This window comes from Rhizobium sp. GR12, from assembly GCF_036596185.1.
Taxonomy (GTDB): domain Bacteria; phylum Pseudomonadota; class Alphaproteobacteria; order Rhizobiales; family Rhizobiaceae; genus Agrobacterium; species Agrobacterium nepotum.
This window is the reverse complement of the sequence record NZ_JASXTH010000014.1, coordinates 57,142-75,806: the sequence shown is the minus strand read 5'-3', so window position 1 is coordinate 75,806 and position 18,665 is coordinate 57,142. Positions and strand designations below refer to the sequence as shown.

19 protein-coding genes are annotated in these 18,665 nt (G+C 59.8%); 3 read left to right on the top strand and 16 right to left on the bottom strand.

Features of this window, described 5'->3' with window-relative positions:
• From QSK43_RS22005 to QSK43_RS21995, 3 genes are all read right to left on the bottom strand, one after another.
• On the bottom strand, positions 1 to 924 hold the full coding sequence (locus QSK43_RS22005; RefSeq protein WP_332305273.1) for an ABC transporter permease: 924 nt from the start codon (positions 922 to 924) through the stop codon (positions 1 to 3).
• A gap of 76 nt (positions 925 to 1,000) precedes the next feature.
• A complete protein-coding gene (locus tag QSK43_RS22000; protein ID WP_332305272.1) occupies positions 1,001 to 2,536 on the bottom strand; it encodes an ABC transporter substrate-binding protein in 1,536 nt (511 codons plus the stop codon).
• A gap of 41 nt (positions 2,537 to 2,577) precedes the next feature.
• Positions 2,578 to 4,398: an ABC transporter ATP-binding protein gene (locus QSK43_RS21995; protein ID WP_332305271.1), complete on the bottom strand. Its 1,821-nt coding sequence runs from the start codon at positions 4,396 to 4,398 to the stop codon at positions 2,578 to 2,580.
• 459 nt (positions 4,399 to 4,857) lie between these two features.
• Between QSK43_RS21995 and QSK43_RS21990 the strand changes: the two genes are divergently transcribed.
• Positions 4,858 to 5,151 carry a putative quinol monooxygenase gene (locus tag QSK43_RS21990; RefSeq protein ID WP_332305270.1) on the top strand — a complete coding sequence of 98 codons (294 nt, stop codon included), beginning with the start codon at positions 4,858 to 4,860 and terminating at the stop codon, positions 5,149 to 5,151.
• Positions 5,152 to 5,203: 52 nt separating this feature from the next.
• On the opposite strand, the gene QSK43_RS21985 is transcribed toward QSK43_RS21990, so the two are convergent.
• Positions 5,204 to 7,105 carry a bifunctional sugar phosphate isomerase/epimerase/4-hydroxyphenylpyruvate dioxygenase family protein gene (locus QSK43_RS21985; protein ID WP_332305330.1) on the bottom strand — a complete coding sequence of 634 codons (1,902 nt, stop codon included), beginning with the start codon at positions 7,103 to 7,105 and terminating at the stop codon, positions 5,204 to 5,206.
• A 121-nt stretch (positions 7,106 to 7,226) separates the two neighbouring features.
• Here QSK43_RS21985 and QSK43_RS21980 point away from each other — a divergent pair, with 121 nt between their 5' ends.
• Positions 7,227 to 7,922, top strand: a complete 696-nt coding sequence (locus QSK43_RS21980; protein WP_332305269.1) for a TetR/AcrR family transcriptional regulator — start codon at positions 7,227 to 7,229, stop codon at positions 7,920 to 7,922.
• Here QSK43_RS21980 and aroQ read toward each other — a convergent pair.
• From aroQ to pcaD, 11 genes are all read right to left on the bottom strand, one after another.
• Positions 7,894 to 8,337 carry a type II 3-dehydroquinate dehydratase gene (gene aroQ / locus QSK43_RS21975; RefSeq protein WP_332305268.1) on the bottom strand — a complete coding sequence of 148 codons (444 nt, stop codon included), beginning with the start codon at positions 8,335 to 8,337 and terminating at the stop codon, positions 7,894 to 7,896. The genes QSK43_RS21980 and aroQ overlap by 29 nt on opposite strands.
• Positions 8,334 to 9,221 carry a shikimate dehydrogenase gene (locus QSK43_RS21970; protein WP_442967873.1) on the bottom strand — a complete coding sequence of 296 codons (888 nt, stop codon included), beginning with the start codon at positions 9,219 to 9,221 and terminating at the stop codon, positions 8,334 to 8,336. Before QSK43_RS21970 ends, aroQ begins: the two co-directional genes overlap by 4 nt.
• A gap of 57 nt (positions 9,222 to 9,278) precedes the next feature.
• Positions 9,279 to 10,040 (bottom strand): amino acid ABC transporter ATP-binding protein, encoded by a 762-nt coding sequence (locus QSK43_RS21965; protein WP_332305266.1) that lies wholly within the window; start codon positions 10,038 to 10,040, stop codon positions 9,279 to 9,281.
• A gap of 151 nt (positions 10,041 to 10,191) precedes the next feature.
• The gene (locus QSK43_RS21960; RefSeq protein WP_332305265.1) at positions 10,192 to 11,028 is read right to left on the bottom strand and encodes a transporter substrate-binding domain-containing protein; all 837 of its coding nucleotides are present in this window, start codon (positions 11,026 to 11,028) and stop codon (positions 10,192 to 10,194) included.
• 43 nt (positions 11,029 to 11,071) lie between these two features.
• Entirely contained in the window at positions 11,072 to 11,722 is a 651-nt protein-coding gene (locus tag QSK43_RS21955; protein WP_045021635.1) for an amino acid ABC transporter permease, read from the bottom strand.
• A gap of 10 nt (positions 11,723 to 11,732) precedes the next feature.
• Positions 11,733 to 12,401, bottom strand: coding sequence for an amino acid ABC transporter permease (locus QSK43_RS21950; RefSeq protein ID WP_332305264.1), 669 nt, complete (start codon positions 12,399 to 12,401; stop codon positions 11,733 to 11,735).
• A 368-nt stretch (positions 12,402 to 12,769) separates the two neighbouring features.
• Positions 12,770 to 13,831 carry a 3-carboxy-cis,cis-muconate cycloisomerase gene (locus QSK43_RS21945; RefSeq protein ID WP_332305263.1) on the bottom strand — a complete coding sequence of 354 codons (1,062 nt, stop codon included), beginning with the start codon at positions 13,829 to 13,831 and terminating at the stop codon, positions 12,770 to 12,772.
• Between the two features lie 18 nt (positions 13,832 to 13,849).
• The gene (gene pcaG / locus QSK43_RS21940) at positions 13,850 to 14,470 is read right to left on the bottom strand and encodes a protocatechuate 3,4-dioxygenase subunit alpha (RefSeq protein ID WP_332305262.1); all 621 of its coding nucleotides are present in this window, start codon (positions 14,468 to 14,470) and stop codon (positions 13,850 to 13,852) included.
• Positions 14,471 to 14,472: 2 nt separating this feature from the next.
• Positions 14,473 to 15,213 carry a protocatechuate 3,4-dioxygenase subunit beta gene (gene pcaH, locus QSK43_RS21935; protein ID WP_045021628.1) on the bottom strand — a complete coding sequence of 247 codons (741 nt, stop codon included), beginning with the start codon at positions 15,211 to 15,213 and terminating at the stop codon, positions 14,473 to 14,475.
• Positions 15,210 to 15,629 carry a 4-carboxymuconolactone decarboxylase gene (pcaC, locus tag QSK43_RS21930; RefSeq protein ID WP_332305261.1) on the bottom strand — a complete coding sequence of 140 codons (420 nt, stop codon included), beginning with the start codon at positions 15,627 to 15,629 and terminating at the stop codon, positions 15,210 to 15,212. Before pcaC ends, pcaH begins: the two co-directional genes overlap by 4 nt.
• Before the next feature lie 3 nt (positions 15,630 to 15,632).
• A complete protein-coding gene (gene pcaD, locus QSK43_RS21925) occupies positions 15,633 to 16,430 on the bottom strand; it encodes a 3-oxoadipate enol-lactonase (RefSeq protein ID WP_332305260.1) in 798 nt (265 codons plus the stop codon).
• 95 nt (positions 16,431 to 16,525) lie between these two features.
• Between pcaD and pcaQ the strand changes: the two genes are divergently transcribed.
• Positions 16,526 to 17,467, top strand: a complete 942-nt coding sequence (pcaQ, locus tag QSK43_RS21920; protein ID WP_332305259.1) for a pca operon transcription factor PcaQ — start codon at positions 16,526 to 16,528, stop codon at positions 17,465 to 17,467.
• On the opposite strand, the gene pobA is transcribed toward pcaQ, so the two are convergent.
• Positions 17,464 to 18,636, bottom strand: coding sequence for a 4-hydroxybenzoate 3-monooxygenase (gene pobA / locus QSK43_RS21915; RefSeq protein ID WP_332305258.1), 1,173 nt, complete (start codon positions 18,634 to 18,636; stop codon positions 17,464 to 17,466). The genes pcaQ and pobA overlap by 4 nt on opposite strands.
• Positions 18,637 to 18,665 lie beyond the last annotated feature (29 nt).

Sequence of the window (18,665 nt, the reverse complement as noted above, 5' to 3'; positions counted from 1 at the left end):
TTACTCCGTGCGGATGCGCGGATCGACCAGCCCGTAGGCGATATCGACCAGAAGGTTGATGCCGACGATCATCAGCGACAGCACGGTGATGACGGCCTGAAGCACGGGATAATCGCGCGCGCCCACCGCATCGAAAGCGAGCGTGCCGAGACCCGGCCAGTTGAAGACGCGCTCGATGACGACGATGCCGCCCAGAAGTCCGCCGAATTGCAGGCCGAAATAGGTAATCAGCGGAATGGCGCAGTTACGCAGTGCATGCTTGTAAAGTACCTTGTTTTCGCTGAGGCCCTTGGCGCGCGCCACCATGATATATTGCGAGCGCAGAGTATCGAGCATGGCCGTGCGCACCAGTCGCACATTTGTTGCCGTCAGGATCACACCCATGGTGACGGCCGGCATGATGTAGCTCGCAAAGCCGCCCATGCCGCTCGGCGGCAGCCAGCCGAGCGTGATGGAGAACAGCAGCACCAGCATGGTGGCCAGCCAGAAATTGGGGAAGGACAGGCCGACGAGCGAGAAGATGCGGATCACCTGATCTGCCGTCTTGCCGCGCGAGGTTGCGGCTTTGATGCCGAGCGGAATGGAAAGCGCGATCGACACCGCCATGGAGATGAAGGCGAGAATCAGTGTGGCCGGCAGGGCATCGGCAATGAGCCGCGATACCGGCGTGCTGCCGGTGAAGCTGCGGCCGAAATCCAGCGTTGCCAGCCCCTTGAGGAAGCTGAAATATTGCACGAAGAACGGCCGGTCGGTTCCAAGCGCCGCACGGATGCGCGCCAGATCGTCTTCCGTCATGCTGCCGCCGCCCTGGAACATGGTGACAGCCGGATCGCCTGTCAGGCGGATCGCGAAGGAAACGAGAAGGGTGATGGCGATGACGACGAAAAACGCCTGGAGCAATCGCTTGATGAGGAAACCGGCCACGTTTTTTACCTTGAAGAGAGACCCGACCTTGCCCGCGGGATGGCGGGCAAGGCGCTTTTGGGGAGGATGAGCCTGATTATTCGACGGTGACGTCGGTAAGCTTCAGGCGGTTATCCGGCGGAGCCACGAAACCCTTGACCCGCTTGTTGATGCCGTAAATGGCATTGCTGTTGTAAAGCGGAATTTCCAGCGCGCGTTCGGCGGCATAAGCCCCGACTTCCTTAAGGATCTTTTCGCGCTCGGCACGGTCGGTCAGCGGGCGCTGCGATTCCAGCAGCTTGTCCAGCTTTTCGTCCTTGTCATAGGGGTTCCACTTTTCCCCCGAGTGGTACATGGAATAGGCCGTGTTGTCGTAATCGAAGGTCCAGCCGCCCCATTTCTGCTGGAACATCGCGCCGGTCTTGCCCTGCGGGATGATGTCGTTCAGCAGAACGTTGGTTTCATAGGGCTTGATCGTGGCGGTGACGCCGACCATGGACAGATAGCTGGAAATGACCTGCGCCACTTCGTTCATCGTCGCGTCGTTGCCTCTGATATCGATCTGCAAAGCCGCACCCGGCTTGACGCCGGCTTCCGCGAGCAGCTTCTTTGCACCTTCCGGGTCGTAAGGCAGCGGCTTCAGATCGGCATCGTAACCGAAGGACAGCGCGCTCTGGAAGCTGGCGATTTCCGAAGCCTGACCAGCAAGGATCGACTTGACGATGGTGCCGCGGTCGACGGCCATGATGATGGCCTTGCGGACCTTCGGGTCGGCGGTGATGCCGTCACGGGTGTTGAAACGTAGCGCATCGACCGTGGGGCCGGGAACGCTGACGATCTCCAGCTTGGAATCGCCTTCGATGACCGGGATCATGCCGATCGGGATGGTGGGCGGAATGACGAGATCGACCCGGCCGGCCTGCAACTCGGCAACGGCGGTCGCAGGCTCCGAAATGAAGCGGTATTCCAGTTCGGAGAGCTTTGGCGCACCGCCCCAGTAATCGGGGTTGGCTTCGAGCCTGATATTGGTCTTCGGCTGATAGGAGACGAATTTGAACGCGCCGGTACCAACAGGGTTGAGGTTGAAATTGTCCTCACCCTTTTCCTGGATGTATTTCGGCGGAACGATCATGCCGCCATAGCCGGCAAGTTTGGTGAGAAGCACGGGATCGGGCGCCTTCAGCTTCATGTCCACCGTATAGTCGTCGATGACGTCGACGCTTTCGATGGCGACATAATTGGAGCGCTGCGGGCCCTTGGCACCCTGTTCGCCGAGAAGGCGCTCGAAGGTGAACTTGACGGCTGCGGCGTTGAAGGGCTCGCCATTATGGAACTTGACGTTCTGGCGCAGCTTGAAGCGGATGCGCTTGCCCTCGTCCAGCTCTTCCCAGGATTCGGCAAGGCCGGGCACGAGTTTCAGGTCCGGACCGCGATAGGTCAGGCCATCGAAGATGTTGGTGGCAACGGCTGCCCATTGCACGAGAAAGGTGTCGATCGGATCCCAGCTGCCGGGGTCCTGCGGGCTGGAAATGGTCATCTTGCCGGCGGCGAAAGCCGGTGCTGTGGTGAATGCCGTGCCGGCCAGCGCAAGCGTGACGAACGTCGCCGTCATCCCCTTTTTGATTTTTGTCATCTACCTGTTCCTCTTCAGATGGTTGTGGTTCTGGTTATTATTCAGGCGGTCTTCGCGATGAAATGGCCCCTGTTGATTTCCTCGTGGACGAGAATGGCAGGCTCATCGCCGACGCGACGCACTGGATTGGGGATTTCGCCCTCGATCATGGCGATGCGGCGCTCGATCAGCGGATCGGCAACCGGCACGGCGGACAGCAGACGGCGCGTGTAATCATGCGTCGGCGTTTCGAAAACCTGCTGGCGGCTGCCCATTTCCATGATCTGGCCGAGATAAAGCACTGCGACGCGGTGGCTCATCTTTTCCACCACCGCCATATCATGGCTGATGAACAGGTAAGCGAGACCACGTTCGGCCTGGAGGTCCATGAACAGATTGATGATCTGCGCCTGGATGGAGACGTCGAGCGCCGACAACGCTTCATCGGCGATGATGAGCTTCGGATCGGAGGCGAGCGCGCGGGCAATGCAGACGCGCTGCCGCTGGCCACCGGAAAACTCGTGCGGATACCGTGAGGCATGTTCCGAACTCAGGCCCACCCGCTCCAGCAGTTCGTCCACCCGGCGGCGCACCGCCTTGGCGTCGTTGATCAGACCATGGGTATTGATCGGTTCGGCGATCGAAAAACCGACCGTCTTGCGGGGATCGAGCGAGGCGAAGGGATCCTGGAAGATATATTGCACTTCCTGCCGCATGCGGAAACGTTCCGCCGCCGACATCTCGGAATAGCTCCGTCCGTTGAAGGATATTTCGCCTGATACCGCGGATTGCAGCTGCTGGATGGTGCGGCCGATGGTGGATTTGCCCGAACCGGATTCCCCCACGAGCGCCAGCGTCTCACCGGCATGGATATCGAAGCTCACCTTCTGCACGGCGCTGCAACGGTGCGTCGCCTTGCCGAACAGGTTCTTGCGAATATCGAAGCGGACGAACAGGTCACGAACCGAAAGCAGCGGCTTATCGTCGTATTTCGCGGTGTTCTGCACGCGTTCCTCGCCGACCACGACCGGCTGGCCATCCTGCAACACGGTGAGCGGCAGGCGCTTGGGAAACTCTTCGCCGGTCATGCTGCCGAGGCGCGGAACGGCGGAAAGCAGAGCACGCGTATAGGGATGCTGCGGATTGGCGAAGATATCCCTGACCGGGCCTTCCTCGACCTTCTTGCCTTTCCACATGACGACGACATCATCGGCCATTTCCGCCACCACGCCCATATCGTGGGTGATGAAGACCATGCCCATGCCGAGCTTCTTTTGCAGATCGCGCATGATGTTGAGGATCTGCGCCTGAATAGTCACATCAAGCGCCGTCGTCGGTTCGTCGGCGATCAGGAGCTTCGGCCGGCAGGCGAGCGCCATGGCGATCATCACGCGCTGGCGCATGCCGCCGGAAAGCTGGTGCGGATAACGGTGCAAAAGCTCGGCCGCATCGGGCAGCCGCACCATGTCCAGCAGCTTTTTTGCCTCGGCCATGGCGGGCGTCTTGCCCATCTTCTCGTGCAGCATCAAAACTTCGCAGATCTGGTCGCCGATGGTGAATACGGGGTTCAGCGACGTCATCGGCTCCTGGAAGATCATGGCGATCTCCTTGCCGCGGATCGACCGCATCTGCTTCTGCGAGGCTTTCAGCAGATCCCTGCCTTCGAACATGATGCGGCCTGCGGGGTAGTTCGCGCCCATCATGTCCGCAAGACGCATGGTCGAAAGCGAGGTGATCGATTTCCCCGACCCGGATTCGCCGACGATCGCCACCGTCCTGCCGGCTTCCACGGCAAAGGAAATATCGTCCACGACGCGGCTGTCGCCGAACTCGACGCTCAGATTTTCAACCGAGAGAAGGGCGTTGCGGTTTGAGGCAGTCATATCAACGTCTCCGGCTTGGCATATGCGGCAATTCTGGCGCGGCCATCTGAAATAGTGAAGGGGCAGGGGCGTGTGGCAGGCGCAGAGGATAAAACGCTTTGCCGGAGGACGGGAGTGTTAAGAGAAGGTGCATCGCGTCTCAGGCCGCGTTACTGGCGAGCATCATGGCAACCCCATCGGTGCCGGAAAAATGCCCGGCGTCAGCCTCAGAATCGATGATGCGCATGAACCTGTATTCCCCCACCCTTGTTTTGCAAAAAAAGCTAACAAAACCGGACAATCATGTCCAGAGTGTTGAACAATTTTTGTATACTGCTCTACAAAAACGCATATGCATTTATTTTGGGCGGAGGTTTTTCTCGACGGATGCCGCGCTCTATCGTGATGTCGCAATGGGGGATGATTGTGCGGCTGCTCATGGTACAGGGCCAGTGAACAATACCCGAAGAGGATACGAGTATGACGAATACAATGGGCGCGGTCAGCTTATCTGGCTTCCTGCGTTGCGCATCGGCGGCGGATGTCCAGCTTGTAGAGGCCCATCTTCCCGATCACCTTCGCCTGACCAGAGCCGAACCGGGCTGCATTTCCTTTGACGTGTCGCAGACCGATGACCCTCTGATCTGGAGGGTGGAGGAGCTTTTTATGGATCGTGCCGCCTTTGATTTTCATCAGCAGCGAACGCGCTCGTCCGAATGGTTCGCCGCTACCTCGGCCATTCCACGTGACTACAATATAACGACGCTTGAGTAGGCTCTCGTGACCGGCATTGACGGCACGGTGGTCGCCTGGGTGACATTGACACCTATTCCCTGGGCATCCCGACCGGCGGGGCCAGACGTCGTTGCGCGGCGATACGGAAGGGGGCGTTCATCGCGCCATATCCACCATAAGCGCCGCGTCTCTCGATGATTTCGAAGAAGAAACCTTCGCCGAAGGTGCGACTGTAGATCTGGAAATATTCGCCACTGTCGTCGCGGTCGTAGAGGATACTCGCCTCCCGGAGCGCATCGGAGAATTCCGGCTCCAGCCCGAAGCGGGCCTCCAGATCGTCATAGTAATTGCGCGAGATCGGAAGCGCATGAAAACCGCGTGCCTGCAACGCGTTTGCGGTGGCGAAAATATCGTCGGTCGCAAAAGCGATGTGCTGGATGCTTGTGCCGAAACCCTCGGCCAGAAATTTACCGGCAAAGGTCTTTCGGTTGTCGGCGCCGTTCATGGTCAGGCGGAAATGCGGCGATGGCAGGCTCTCGATCGCCTGACTGCGTATCAGTCCGCCCGGATCGACCACATCGACCATGGGTGTGCGGCGTGTCGAAAACAGCGATGTATAGAACAGGAGCCAGGTCAGCATTTCGTCGTAATGCGTTGTTTGAGCAAGGTGATCGATCCGGGCCAGTCCGGCATCGCCCGCCGGTGTCGTCGCTTCTACCAGCACGAACTCCTTGTCCCAGATGGAGGCGAGCGCTGTTGATCCGTCGAGGAAATAGATGACGCCATTGCCCACGCCCTGAATGGCGGGAACCGCGACTTCGCCCGATTTGCGCGGTTCGGCGAAAGTCGGTGCGCCGAGCGCTGCCGCACGCGCGAGTGCCGCCTGCGCATCATCGACCTTCAGGCCGAAAGCATAGGCATTGGTGCCGTGGATGGAATAGGACGCGCCGGCGAAACTCTCGCCGGTGCCGCCGGTATTGATGACGATGCGAATATCGCCCTGCGTATAAAGATCGACATCGCGATTGCGGTGGCGGGCAGTTTTTTCAAAACCGAGCGTGGCGAGCAGCGCTTCCAGATTGGCCTTTTCCTCCGGTGCCGTGGTGAATTCGACGAATTCCACACCGTCCGTGCGCACCCGTTCGGGCATAGCTGGCACATCGATGCGGATATCCGGTTCCAGACGGCGCACCTGATCCATGAGGTTGACCAGCGAACGGTGGCCGTCTTCGGCCAGCAGGCGGGCCGAGCCGCCACGGAACTGGTCGTTGAAGATTTCCAGCGACAGCGGGCCGCTATAACCGGTTGCGGCGACGGCGCGCATGAAATCCACCACCGGCAGGTCGCCTTCGCCAGGCATGTTGCGGAAATGACGGCTCCAGTAGAGGAGATCCATGTCGATCAGCGGTGCGTCGGCCAGTTGCACGATGAAGATTTTGTCGCCGGGAATGGAGCGGATGGAGTTGGGATCGATCTTGCGTGACAGCGTGTGAAAACTATCGAGGATGATGCCGACATTGGCGTGGTCGGCGCGGCGCACCACCTCCCAGGCATCGCGGTGATCGCTGATATGGCGGCCCCAGGCAAGCGCCTCGTAACCGACGCGCACGCCGTGTTTTGCCGCAAGCTCGCCAAGTTCGCTGAAATCTGCGGCGGCGCGGTCTATGCCGCCCAGCGAGACCGGCGAGACATTCGAGCAGATCAGCATCAGATCGGTGCCGAGTTCGCCCATGATGTCGAATTTACGCTCTGCGCGTTCGAAGGTGCGGGCGCGCAGCGGTTCCGGCATGCCTTCGAAATCGCGGAAAGGCTGGAAAAGGGTGATGTCGAGCCCGTGATCCGCCGCCATGGCCTTTACCTCGCGCGGTGAGGCGTCGTAGGTCAGGAAATCATTCTCGAAAATCTCCACGCCGGAGAAGCCGGCCTTGGCAATGGCTGACAGTTTTTCGGGGAATTCGCCGCTGATGGAGACGGTGGCGATGGATGTGCGCATTGGCATGCCCTGTTTGCCTGTGTCATAGATCGCCATATTGCGTTCCCTTTCAGCGTTATGTACTAATTGGTTAATAATAAAGGTGCGGCGGTAAGCCGTTCGCCCTGCTGATGGATGGATGATGACAAAAAGCGCAACTTCGAACGGCACTCGTGAAATCCGGCAGGCGAAGCGCGATCCGGAAGGCGTGCGCCGCGACATTCTTTCCGTTGCGATGGAGGAATTTTCGCAAAACGGCCTGTCGGGGGCGCGCATCGATGAGATCGCCGCCCGCACGCGCACGTCCAAACGGATGATCTATTATTATTTTACCGACAAGGAAGGGCTTTACCAGCGCGTTCTTGAAGAAGCCTATGCCAAGGTGCGCGGGGGCGAAAGCGATCTGGAGCTGGACGGCATGGAGCCGACCGCCGCGCTTGAAAAGCTCTGTCGGTTCACTTTCGACCATCACCGCCGCAATCCGGCTTTCATCCGCATGGTGATGATCGAGAATATTCACCACGGCCGCCACATGCAATCGTCCGAAACGATCCGCCAGCTCAACCGGCCCGCCATCGATGCCCTGGAAAGCGTGCTGCTGCGCGGCCAGAAGAGCGGCATTTTCCGCAACGGCATCGATGCGCTGGAACTGCACTGGCAGATCAGCGCGCTGTCCTTTTTCAACGTCTCGAACGTCGCGACCTTCTCGTTCATCTTCGGCGACAGCCTGTTTACCGATGAGGGCCAGGAGACATTGTCGCGGCGTGTCAGCGACATGGTGTTGCGTTATGTGCTGAGCCCCGACCATATCACGACGATCGGGAAAGACGGCCGATGAGGTGGCTGAGCGCCACCCCGTAGCCTTCGATGCCGAGACCGGCGATCACGCCTTCGGCGCGCGTCGAGACATAGGAATGGTGGCGGAAAACCTCTCGTTTGTGGATGTTGGAAATGTGAACCTCGATCACCGGCCCTTCGAAGGCGTTGAGCGCATCGAGGATTGCCACCGAGGTGTGGGTAAAGGCGCCGGGATTGATGACGATGCCCGCCGATGTGCCGCGCGCCGCGTGGATCCAGTCGATCAGCTCATATTCCCGGTTGCTCTGGGCGAAGAATATCCCGTGGCCTGCGGCTTCTGCTATTTTGCGGCAAGTGCCCTCCACATCGGCCATCGTCTCGTAGCCGTAGATTTCCGGTTGGCGCTGGCCGAGCAGGTTGAGGTTCGGGCCGTTGAGGATGGTAAAGAGGCTCATGCCACCCCCTCCGCCATGCAAAGTTCGGTGAAATGCGCGGTCATGCGCGCAGGATCCGGCTCGCGGCCGCAGAACAGGCGAAATGCGCCGACAGCCTGAAACACGGTCATGCCACCGCCGGGCAAGGTGCGACAGCCTTTTTTAGCCGCTGTCGCCAGAAGCTCGGTAACGAGCGGCATATAGACGATATCGGCCACCCAGTGCCGTTGTTCGAGGAGATTGGCCTCTACTGGCATGCCGGGATGGGCGGGCATGCCCATCGGCGTGGCGTGAATCAACCCATCTGCGAAGGGGAGGGACGCCGCCGGATCATTCACGGCAAAGGCGCGGCCTTCGCCAAAACGGCCGTTGAGCTCGCCAGCCAGCCGCTCGGCGCGGCCAAGATCGCGGTCGCAGATATCGAGACGGCCAATGCCGAGTTTCAACGCCGCATGGGCCACCGCAACGCCCGCGCCGCCCGCGCCGATCAGCAGCGCCCGGTCACGTTTCGCATCAGGCAGGCCACGCACGAAGCTTTCGTAAAAACCGTACCAGTCCGTATTGTGCCCTATGCGGCGTCCGTCCTTGAAGACGACGGTATTTACCGCGCCAAGCATGCGGGCATCGTCGGATAATTCATGGAGGTGCGGAAGGACCGCCTGCTTGAAGGGATGGGTGATGTTGGTGCCGGCAAAGCCGCGCGCTTCCAGCTCGTCGAGCAGATCGGCAAGTGCGCTCTCGGCCACATTGCGCGCCACGACGTCGAGAAGCTCATAGGAATAATCAAGGCCGTGGGCCGCGCCTTCGCGCATATGCAGCGCGGGAGATTTGGAAAGCTGTATGTCGGCGCCGATCAGGGCAACCTTGAAGGATTTTGTGTCTGTCATGATCAGGTCATCGCTCATCGGACGGGGTGGGAGAGACGGGGATAATCCCGCCTGCCTGTCGGCTCTGGAAAACCATCAGTGATGGGCGAGAATTTCGCCAAGGAAGGTTCGGGTGCGCTGGTGCTTGGGATCGCGGAAGAACTCGTCCGGGGGGCCTTCCTCGATGATCTCGCCTTCCGACATGAAGACCACGCGGTCGGCGACCTGGCGGGCAAAGCCCATTTCATGGGTCACGCAGATCATCGTCATGCCGTCGCGGGCAAGGCCGATCATAGTATCGAGCACTTCCTTGACCATTTCCGGATCGAGCGCCGATGTCGGCTCATCGAACAGCATGGCCTTCGGCTCCATGCAGAGTGCACGGGCAATCGCCGCGCGCTGCTGCTGGCCACCGGAAAGCTGTGTCGGGTACTTGTCGGCCTGATCGAGAATGCGCACGCGCTCCAGATATTTGCGCGCGGTCGCTTCCGCTTCGGCTTTCGACAGGCCCTTCACCCGCATGGGTGCAAGCGTGCAGTTTTCCATGATGGTCTTGTGCGGGAAGAGGTTGAAGCTCTGGAACACCATGCCCACTTCGCGGCGAACCGCATCGATGGCGCGGCTGGAATCCGACAGCGTAGTTCCCTCGACCGTGATCTTGCCCTCCTGGATTTCCTCCAGATGGTTGATGCAGCGGATAAGGGTGGATTTTCCCGAGCCGGACGGGCCGCAAAGAACGATTTTTTCGCCTTTGCGAACCGTCATGTTGACGCCTTTAAGCGCATGGAAGGCTCCATACCACTTTCCAACCTCTTCAAGGGCGATCAGCGGAGCCTGTGCGGCGGAGGATTGCGACATGGAACTTTCCTTCATGCTGGGAAGCAGCGTTAGTTGACGGTGTAGGGAATGTCGGGAAGCGACGCCGGAAACTGTGGCACTTCCCGTTCATCCACTTGGCATAGACCTCTGCGAGGCTGCCATTCGCCTTGATCTGGTCGAGATCAATCCCTCACTTCACGGTGAAAGGAATATCCGGCAGGCTTTCCGGGAAAGCGGGAACTTCGCGCTTCATCCACTTGTCGTAGATTTTGGCCAGCTGGCCATCCGACTTGATCTTGTCGAGGAAGGCGTTGACGCTCTCGTTCCAGTCCTTTTCGCCCGGACGGGTGCCGGCGCCGTTGTAAAGCGTCGTCAGGTCGAACTTCGGCTCGTATTTGCCTTCGGCAGCCTGATTGAGGCGGTCGCCATAAAACTGGTTGCCGCCAACGGCCTCGACCTGGCCGGAAATCAACGCCTGAATGTTGGCGGCGTCATCGTCGAAGCGCAGGATGTTGGCCTTGGAGCCCGCACCTGCCGTGATGGCCGTGTCCATGGCACTCGACTTCGGAACGCCGACGGAAACGCCGGTCAGATCGTCGTAGTTGCCGATCTTCTTGTCCTTCGGGCCGTAGACGGAAAGCACATTACCGGCATAGGGCTTGGAGTACTGGATGGTCTTGGCGCGCTCGGCGGTCATGCCCATTGTTGCAAAAAGCAGGTCGACCTTGCCGGTGAGCAGGGCCGGAATGCGGTTTGCCACGGCAAGTGGCACGAACTCGACCTTGACGCCGAGATATTCGGCAAAGGCCTTGCCAATATCCGCATCGAGGCCATCCTGAACGCCGCTCGAGTTGACGAATCCCCATGGCGAATTGTCGCCCTGGATGCCGATCACGACCTTGCCCTTGGCCTTGGCCTCATCGACCGTGCCGGCGAAGGCGTCGACCGGTGCGATAAAGGGCAGGGCGACCGTTGCCGCGGCGAGCGCGAGCAGGGTGCGACGTGAGAATTTACCGTTGGATTTCATCTTTTGCTCCTCCTTACAAAGCTTGATGACATGTTGATGGGTATTAGCGGGAAGCGGCTTGCATCCGCTTTTCGACGCCGGCGCCCCACAGGGAAAGCGGCCAGCAGATCAGGAAATACATGATGCCGACGATGGCGAAGACCGTCAGCGGGCGGAACGTCTGGTTGGAGACGATCTGGCCGGCGCGGGACAGTTCGACAAAACCGACGATGGCGGCAAGCGACGTGCCCTTGATGAGCTGCACCAGGAAACCGATGGTCGCGGGCAGCGAGATCTTGAAGGCCTGCGGCAGAACCACGTCCTTCATTCGCGACACGTAATGCAGGCCGAGCGCGTTGGCGGCTTCGGTCTGGCCTTTCGGCACTGCCTGAATGCCACCGCGCCAGATTTCGCCCAGAAAGGCGCTGGCATGCAGGGTGAATGCGATGGCGACCGCGATCCAGGCATCGACATTCAGCCCCGCAAGCGCCACGCCGTAATAAACGACGAAGAGCTGCATCAGAAGCGGTGTGCCCTGGAAGACCGCAATGTAGCCGGTGCTGGCGCGCTGGATCGCCGGGCTTTCGGCCACGCGGCCGAGCGCTATGCAAAGGCCGAAAACGCCGCCGCCGATAAAGCCGATCAGGGTCAGCGCAAGGGTCCATTTCAGGCCTTGCAGCAGGAAGAAGAGTTCGTTGGGACCAATGGATGCCATTGTCTTTTCCTCACTTGACCGGATAGCTGAACGATGTGCGGGAGATGAGGGAAAAAACCCCCATCATCAGCGAGGAAATGACCAGATAAAGCAGCGTGATCGAGAAATAGACCTCAAACGAGCGGAAGGTGTCCGCTTCGATCTGCTGCGCGACGGAAGTCAGCTCGTAAGCCGCGATCGAGGTGCAGACCGAGGTGGTCAGCGTCAGCATGATGAACTGGCTGGTGAGCGACGGATAAACTGCGCGCAACGCCGGCTTGAGAATGATGTGCCGGAAGATCTGCGCCCGGTGCAGGCCGAGCGCCAATCCCGCTTCAATCTGCCCCTTGGGAATGGAATCCACGCCGCCACGAATAATTTCAATGGCGTAGGCGCCGCCGTTCAGCGCCAGCGCGATGATGGCGGTGGTCGTGGGGTTGAGCTTGATACCGATCTGCGGCAGGGCGAAGAAGATGAAGAATATCTGCACCAGAAACGGCGTGTTGCGGATGGCTTCCACAAAACCGATGACGAGACCGCGCAGCAGCTTAAAGCGCGAGCGGCGGGCGACGACGCCGAGAACCCCGATGACGGTGGCGAGCGACATGCCGGCGATTGCAAGGCCGATCGTTGCAAGACAGGCCAGAAGCAGCTCGGGCAGGCGGTCTATGACCGCCGAAAAATCGAGACTGTAAGACATATTTCCTCCCAACCCGTTCGGGTCCGAACAGGCGTTTCGCCTTGCTCGCATCGCTTTGGAAACCTATCGCTCCAAAGCCCTCCGTTCGTTTTTGCCGCGCCGCGAAAGCTCAATACCCCTTATCGCCGCACAGTATTATTTGAAATGTTTGTACCAGTTAGTTCAATTTTATGTCAAGCGCCAACTCCCGTTAAAAACAGTTTGAAAATCATTTTTTCGTTATTCGGATTGTTCAGGAAAGTCGTTTTCTATCAATGACTAATGTGAAATAGCGCAAGCGTTTTCGATGCGCGTCTGCACCATTCCCGAATTGTCGAAAGAGCGTTCGCAAATCGCTCATTTCTGCGAAAAACCAGTTGTTCCTTGCGCTATTCTTCGCCTGCTCCCAGCCGGTCGATTTGGGCGGCGAGGCGCTCGGCGATCAGCAGCGAGGACCCCGTTGCCGTCACCATTTGCGGCAGCGACATCCATTCGAGCATCCAGCCTGTGCCCGAACGTTCCTGCTCGTGGACGAGAGACTGGTGCAATGCTGAAATCTGCACGGCGTTGAAGCGTGCCAGCGTCACCAGCGTTTCCGCATTGACCGGGTTCTGCTTGTGCGGCATGGCCGACGAACCGCCGCCACCGCTCATGCGGATTTCTGCGCCGATTTCAGCCAGAAGCGCGATGTCCTGCCCGAACTTGCCAAGCGTTCCGGTGACGAGCGACAGCAGATTGCCAAATTCGACGATGCCGTCGCGCTGGCTCTGCCATTGCGGTCGGTCGGAAAGGCCGAGCCGCCTGGCAAGATCGGCACGCACCGCACCGGCCTTGTCGCCGAGCTTTTCCAGCGTACCGGCCGCGCCGCCGAACTGAACAGCAAAACCGTTCTGCAAAAAGGTATCGATCCGCACCAGGTGCCGTTCCAGCGGATCGATCCAGCTCGCCACCCTGTCGGAGACGGTGATGGCGATCGCGGCCTGCATGCGGGTATATCCCGTCAGCGGGTTGCCGCCGTCGCGGGCCGAGATATCACTGAACGTATCGATGAGGTGGCCGAGCCGGGCCGCGATGATTTCCACCGCCGCCTTCAGCCGCAGCATCAGGCTGGTATCGATGACATCCTGGCTGGTTGCGCCAAAATGCAGCTTTTCCGCCGAAGCACCCGCGACCGCTGCCCGCATTTGCCTGATGAGTTCAGGCACCACGACGCCATCTTTGGCAACGCCATGGCGAAGGGCCGTGATATCGGCTGCAAAATCGGAAAGTCCGGAGACGATCGCATCTGCCGCATCTGCTGCAATGGCACCCGCCCCGGCTTCCGCCTGCGCCAGCGCCGTCTCGAAGCGGATCATGGCGTCGATATCCGCTCTCGCCGAAAACAGCTCGATGATATCACTGTCGCCAAAAAGGCCTGACAGAAACGGATGTTCGAAGGGGGAAAGGCTCATCTCGGGTTACGGCTCCACTCATATATCGAAAAACACGGTTTCGCCCTCGCCCTGAAGGCGGATATCGAAACGATAGATGTTTCCTTCCTCCTTTTTAGCGACAAGCGTGGTGATGCGGCTTTTCTGCTCGACGCGGGCAAGAACCGGGTCGGCCGCATTGGCCTCCTGCTCCTCGGGAAAATACATGCGGGTGTGCAGACCGATATTGATGCCGCGCGCGACGATCCAGAAGGTGATGTGCGGTGCCATCGGCCTGCCATCCCTGAACGGCACCTTGCCGGGCTTGATCGTTTCGAAAACGAATTCTCCGGTATCCATGTCGCCCGGCGAGCGGCCCCAGCCGGTGAAATTCGGGTCCGCCTTGCCGCGCGTCTCGCTGGGGCTCTTGTAATAACCGTCCGTATCCGCCTGCCAGATCTCGATCAGCGCGTCCTTCAGGGCATTTCCCGCGCCGTCATAGACCGTGCCGCGCACGCTGATGCGTTCGCCACGGGCTTTGTCATTGTAGAGCGCACCAGAGCCGAGGTCCTTTTCGAACACGCCTTCTATACCGACGAAATTGGGGGTGCAGCCGATGTGGACATAAGGCCCTGCCGTCTGCGAGGCCGATTCCTTGAGATAACCGAGCGGCTGGACCATGATCAGTTACCTTCCTTGCGGTTTTCGAAAAAAGTGGAGCGGCGGCCGCGAAGCACGATGTCGAATTTGTATGCGAGCATGTCCATCGGAATGTTCGAGTTCATGTCGAGCGGGGCGATCAGCCTCTTGATTGCATCCTCGTCCGGAATGGTTTTGACGATCGGACATTTCCAGATCAGCGGATCGCCTTCGAAATACATCTGGGTGATCAGCCGCTGGGCAAAGCCGTGGCCGAAGACCGAGAAGTGAATATGGGCTGGCCGCCAGTCGTTGACGCCGTTCGGCCAGGGGTAAGCGCCCGGCTGGATGGTCTTGAACCAGTAATAGCCGTTCTCATCCGTAATCGTGCGGCCGACGCCGCCGAAATTCGGATCGATGGCGGCGAGATAGGTTTCTTTCTTGTGACGATAACGCCCGCCGGCATTGGCCTGCCAGAATTCCACCAGCGCGCCGTCCACGCCGCGGCCGCGCTCGTCCAGCACCCGGCCATGGACCAGAATTCGCGGGCCGATCGGCATTTCACCGGGGCGGGCGTAATTGAGGATCAGGTCGTTATCCAGCGCGTTCAGCAGGCTGTGGCCGAAGACCGGCCCGGTGATCTCGCTTTTGGTGCCTTCCAGCGAAATCAGGGCGCGCTGCGGCGAACGCAGGATCGAGGTCTTGTATCCGGGGGCATAGGCAAGCGGATGGATATCGCGGTCGCGTGCGAAGAACGGCCCGGTTTCGGGCTTTGTATTGCTCATTTCGTCTCCTCCTCGCTGGAACTATCGGCCTTCATTCCGGCCAGAGCAAGCTTGGCGGTCTTGAATGCGTGGTTGGCGGCGGGCACGCCGGCATAGATCGCGACATGCAGCAGCGCTTCGCGAATATCCGCCTCGGTGGCGCCGGTATTGGCGGTGGCGCGCACATGCATGGCAAGCTCCTCGTCCTGGCCGAGTGCGGCAAGCAAGGCGATGGTGACCATCGAGCGCTCGCGCTTCGTCCAGTGGCTACCGGACCATACCGTGCCCCAGGCCGCTTCGGTAATGAGCTGCTGGAATGGCTGGTCGAACCCGGTCGTCACCGTTTGCGCGCGGTCGACATGCGCGTCGCCAAGCACGGCGCGGCGGGTTTTCATGCCCTGCTCGAATCTTTCGTTCTTGTCGATATGGTCCGCCATTTGTCAGTGCTCCGGCAAGGTCTTGAGAAAATCGCCGACTGCCCGCGCGTAGGCAGACGGCTGTTCAAGGCATGGAATATGGCCGCAATCAGCGATGGTGACGAAGCGGCTGGCCGGAATGAGATCCGCCAGCGACTGCACCAGCGCAGGCGGGGTCGAGCCGTCCTGATCACCCGCCACACACAGTGTGGGAACGTTGACGCGGCCTGCCTCACGCGTGAAATCCGCATCGCGAATGGCAGCGCAGGTGCCGCTATATCCGGCCTCCGGCTGTTGCGAGAGCATGTTGCGCGCGCCCGCATAGGTCGCATTGTCCGGCTGGCGAAAGGCTGATGTGAACCAGCGCTCCATCACCGGATCGATCAGCGAGGCAAGGCCATCAGCGCCGATCTTGTCGATGCGCGCATTCCACATCTCGGCAGTGCCGATCCTGTGGGCGGTGTTGCTGAGCACGAGGGCGGCCACGAGATCGGGACGGCGGGCATAAAGCCCCTGCGCGATCAGTCCACCGACCGAAAGACCCCAGATGACTGCTTTTTTAACGGAAAGATGATCGAGGATGGCGATAAGGTCCTCGGCGTGATCGTCTATCGAATAGGGAGGGTGGCCGATATCGGACAGGCCATGGCCGCGCTTGTCGTGCAGAACGAAAGCATAATCGTTGCCGAGCATCTCGATCACCGCGTCCCAGATGCGGAAATCGGTGCCCAGCGAATTGATGAAGGCGATGACCGGCCTGCCGCTTTCCAGTCCGTGCGCACGGTAATGGATCGCGTTTTCGCCACAGCGCAGAAAATGCATGGTGTACTTCCTCCTGTTGCTGATATTGCAAGCGCGTTCCGGTTAAGTAAAATGACATTATCGGTGAAAACTATAACCTGTGGATTATATGTGCGATGACCGAGCAGCGTATCAAGTTCCGGCACCTTCAGACTTTCGTGGAGGTGGCACGCCAGAAAAGCGTCATTCGCGCAGCGGAAATTCTGCATGTCAGCCAGCCGGCGGTGACGAAAACCATTCGTGAGCTGGAGGAAATCCTCGGAGTCTCGCTGTTCGACCGCGAGGGGCGCGGCATTCGCATCAGCCGCTACGGTGAGGTTTTCCTGCGTCATGCGGGCGCGACGATGACCGCACTTCGCCAGGCGGTCGATTCGGTCTCGCAGGAGGCGGCGCGCGCCGGTCCTCCCGTCCGCGTCGGCGCTTTGCCGACCGTGTCGGTTCGGATCATGCCGAAGGCGATGGCCGGGTTCCTCGCCGAAAAAACCGGTAGCCCGGTGAAGATCGTCACCGGCGAAAACGCCGTGCTTCTCGAACAGCTCAGGGTCGGCGATCTTGATCTCGTTGTCGGCCGCCTGGCCGCGCCGGAAAAAATGGCGGGCTTTTCCTTCGAGCATCTATATTCCGAAAAGGTGCGTTTCGTTGTGCGCACCGGTCATCCGCTGCTGTCGCCCGGCATTTCGGTTTTTGACCGGCTGCACGAATTCCCCGTGCTGATGCCCACAAGGCAGTCGGTGATCGGCCCCATCGTCGAGCAATTCCTGATCGCCAATGGCGTACCGGCCCTGCCGATCCGCATCGAAACAGTGTCGGATGCTTTCGGCCGCGCCTTTTTGCGCACCAGCGACGCCGTCTGGATCATTTCGGAAGGCGTAGTCGCGGGCGATGTGGCTGATGGTATTCTGGCAATATTGCCGGTGGATACCGGCGATACCAGCGGCCCGGTCGGACTGACGGTCAGGGCCGATACGCAGCCGTCCCTGCCGCTTTCGCTGCTGATACAGGCCATTCGCGAAGCCGCAGGCGATTTGCTGGACCCGAAATCCGAAACTGTTTCCTAATAAGGAAGCCCGACATAGTTTTCCGCAAGTGCCGTGGAGGCGGCGCGGGAATGGACGAGATAATCCAGTTCCGCTTCCTGAATGCGCTGGCCGAAGTCACCGGTATCGGGGAAACGATGCATCATGGTGGTCATCCACCAGGAAAAGCGCACGGCTTTCCAGACGCGGGAAAGCGCTTTCTGCGAGTAGAAAGCGATGCCAGTCTCTGACCCTTCGCGGTAAAATTCGATCAGCGCTTCGCTCAGATAATGTACGTCACTGGCGGCGAGGTTGAGGCCCTTGGCGCCTGTCGGCGGCACGATATGAGCGGCATCGCCGGCGAGGAACAGCCGTCCGAAACGCATCGGTTCGCAGACGAAGGACCGGAGCGGCGCGATGGATTTTTCGAAAGAAGGACCCGTCACCATGGCCTCGGCATGGTTCTCCGGCAGGCGGCGGCGGATTTCATCCCAGAACCGCTCATCGCTCCAGTCCTCCGGCCGGTCTTCCAGCGAACATTGCAGATAATAGCGGCTGCGGGTGTGTGAACGCATGGAGCACAGCGCAAAACCGCGCGGGTGGTTGGCATAGATGAGTTCGTGGCTGACGGGCGGCACTTCGGCCAGAATGCCGAGCCAGCCGAAAGGATAAATCTTTTCGAATTCCCTGATCGCGCTCTGCGGCACGGATTTGCGGCTGACGCCGTGAAAGCCGTCGCAGCCGGCGATAAAGTCGCAATCGATCCGGTGGGTTACGCCGCCTTTCTCATAGGTGACATAGGGCCTCGCACCATCGAAATCATGCGGCTCGACATTCGATGCCTCGTAGATCGTCGAGAGCCCCCCTCTTTCGCGGGCATCCATCAGGTCGTGCGTCACCTCGGTCTGTCCGTAGACCATCACTTGGCTGCCGCCAGTCAGATCGAAGAGGTCGATACGGTGATCGCGTCCGTCGAAGGTCAAGGAGAAACCGTCATGCGGCAGGCCCTCCTTGTGCAATCTTTTGTCGGCGCCGACCTTTTCCAGAAGATGTACCGTTCCTTGTTCCAGCACACCGGCCCGGACGCGGCCAAGGATATAGTCCTTGCCGGCGCGGTCGAGAATGACGGTATCGATGCCCTCATTGGCAAGCAGCTGGCCGAGCAGCAGGCCAGAAGGGCCGGAGCCGATGATGACGACCTTGGTGCGCATTGTTTCCTCCCGGAACTGTCTCCCGTCAG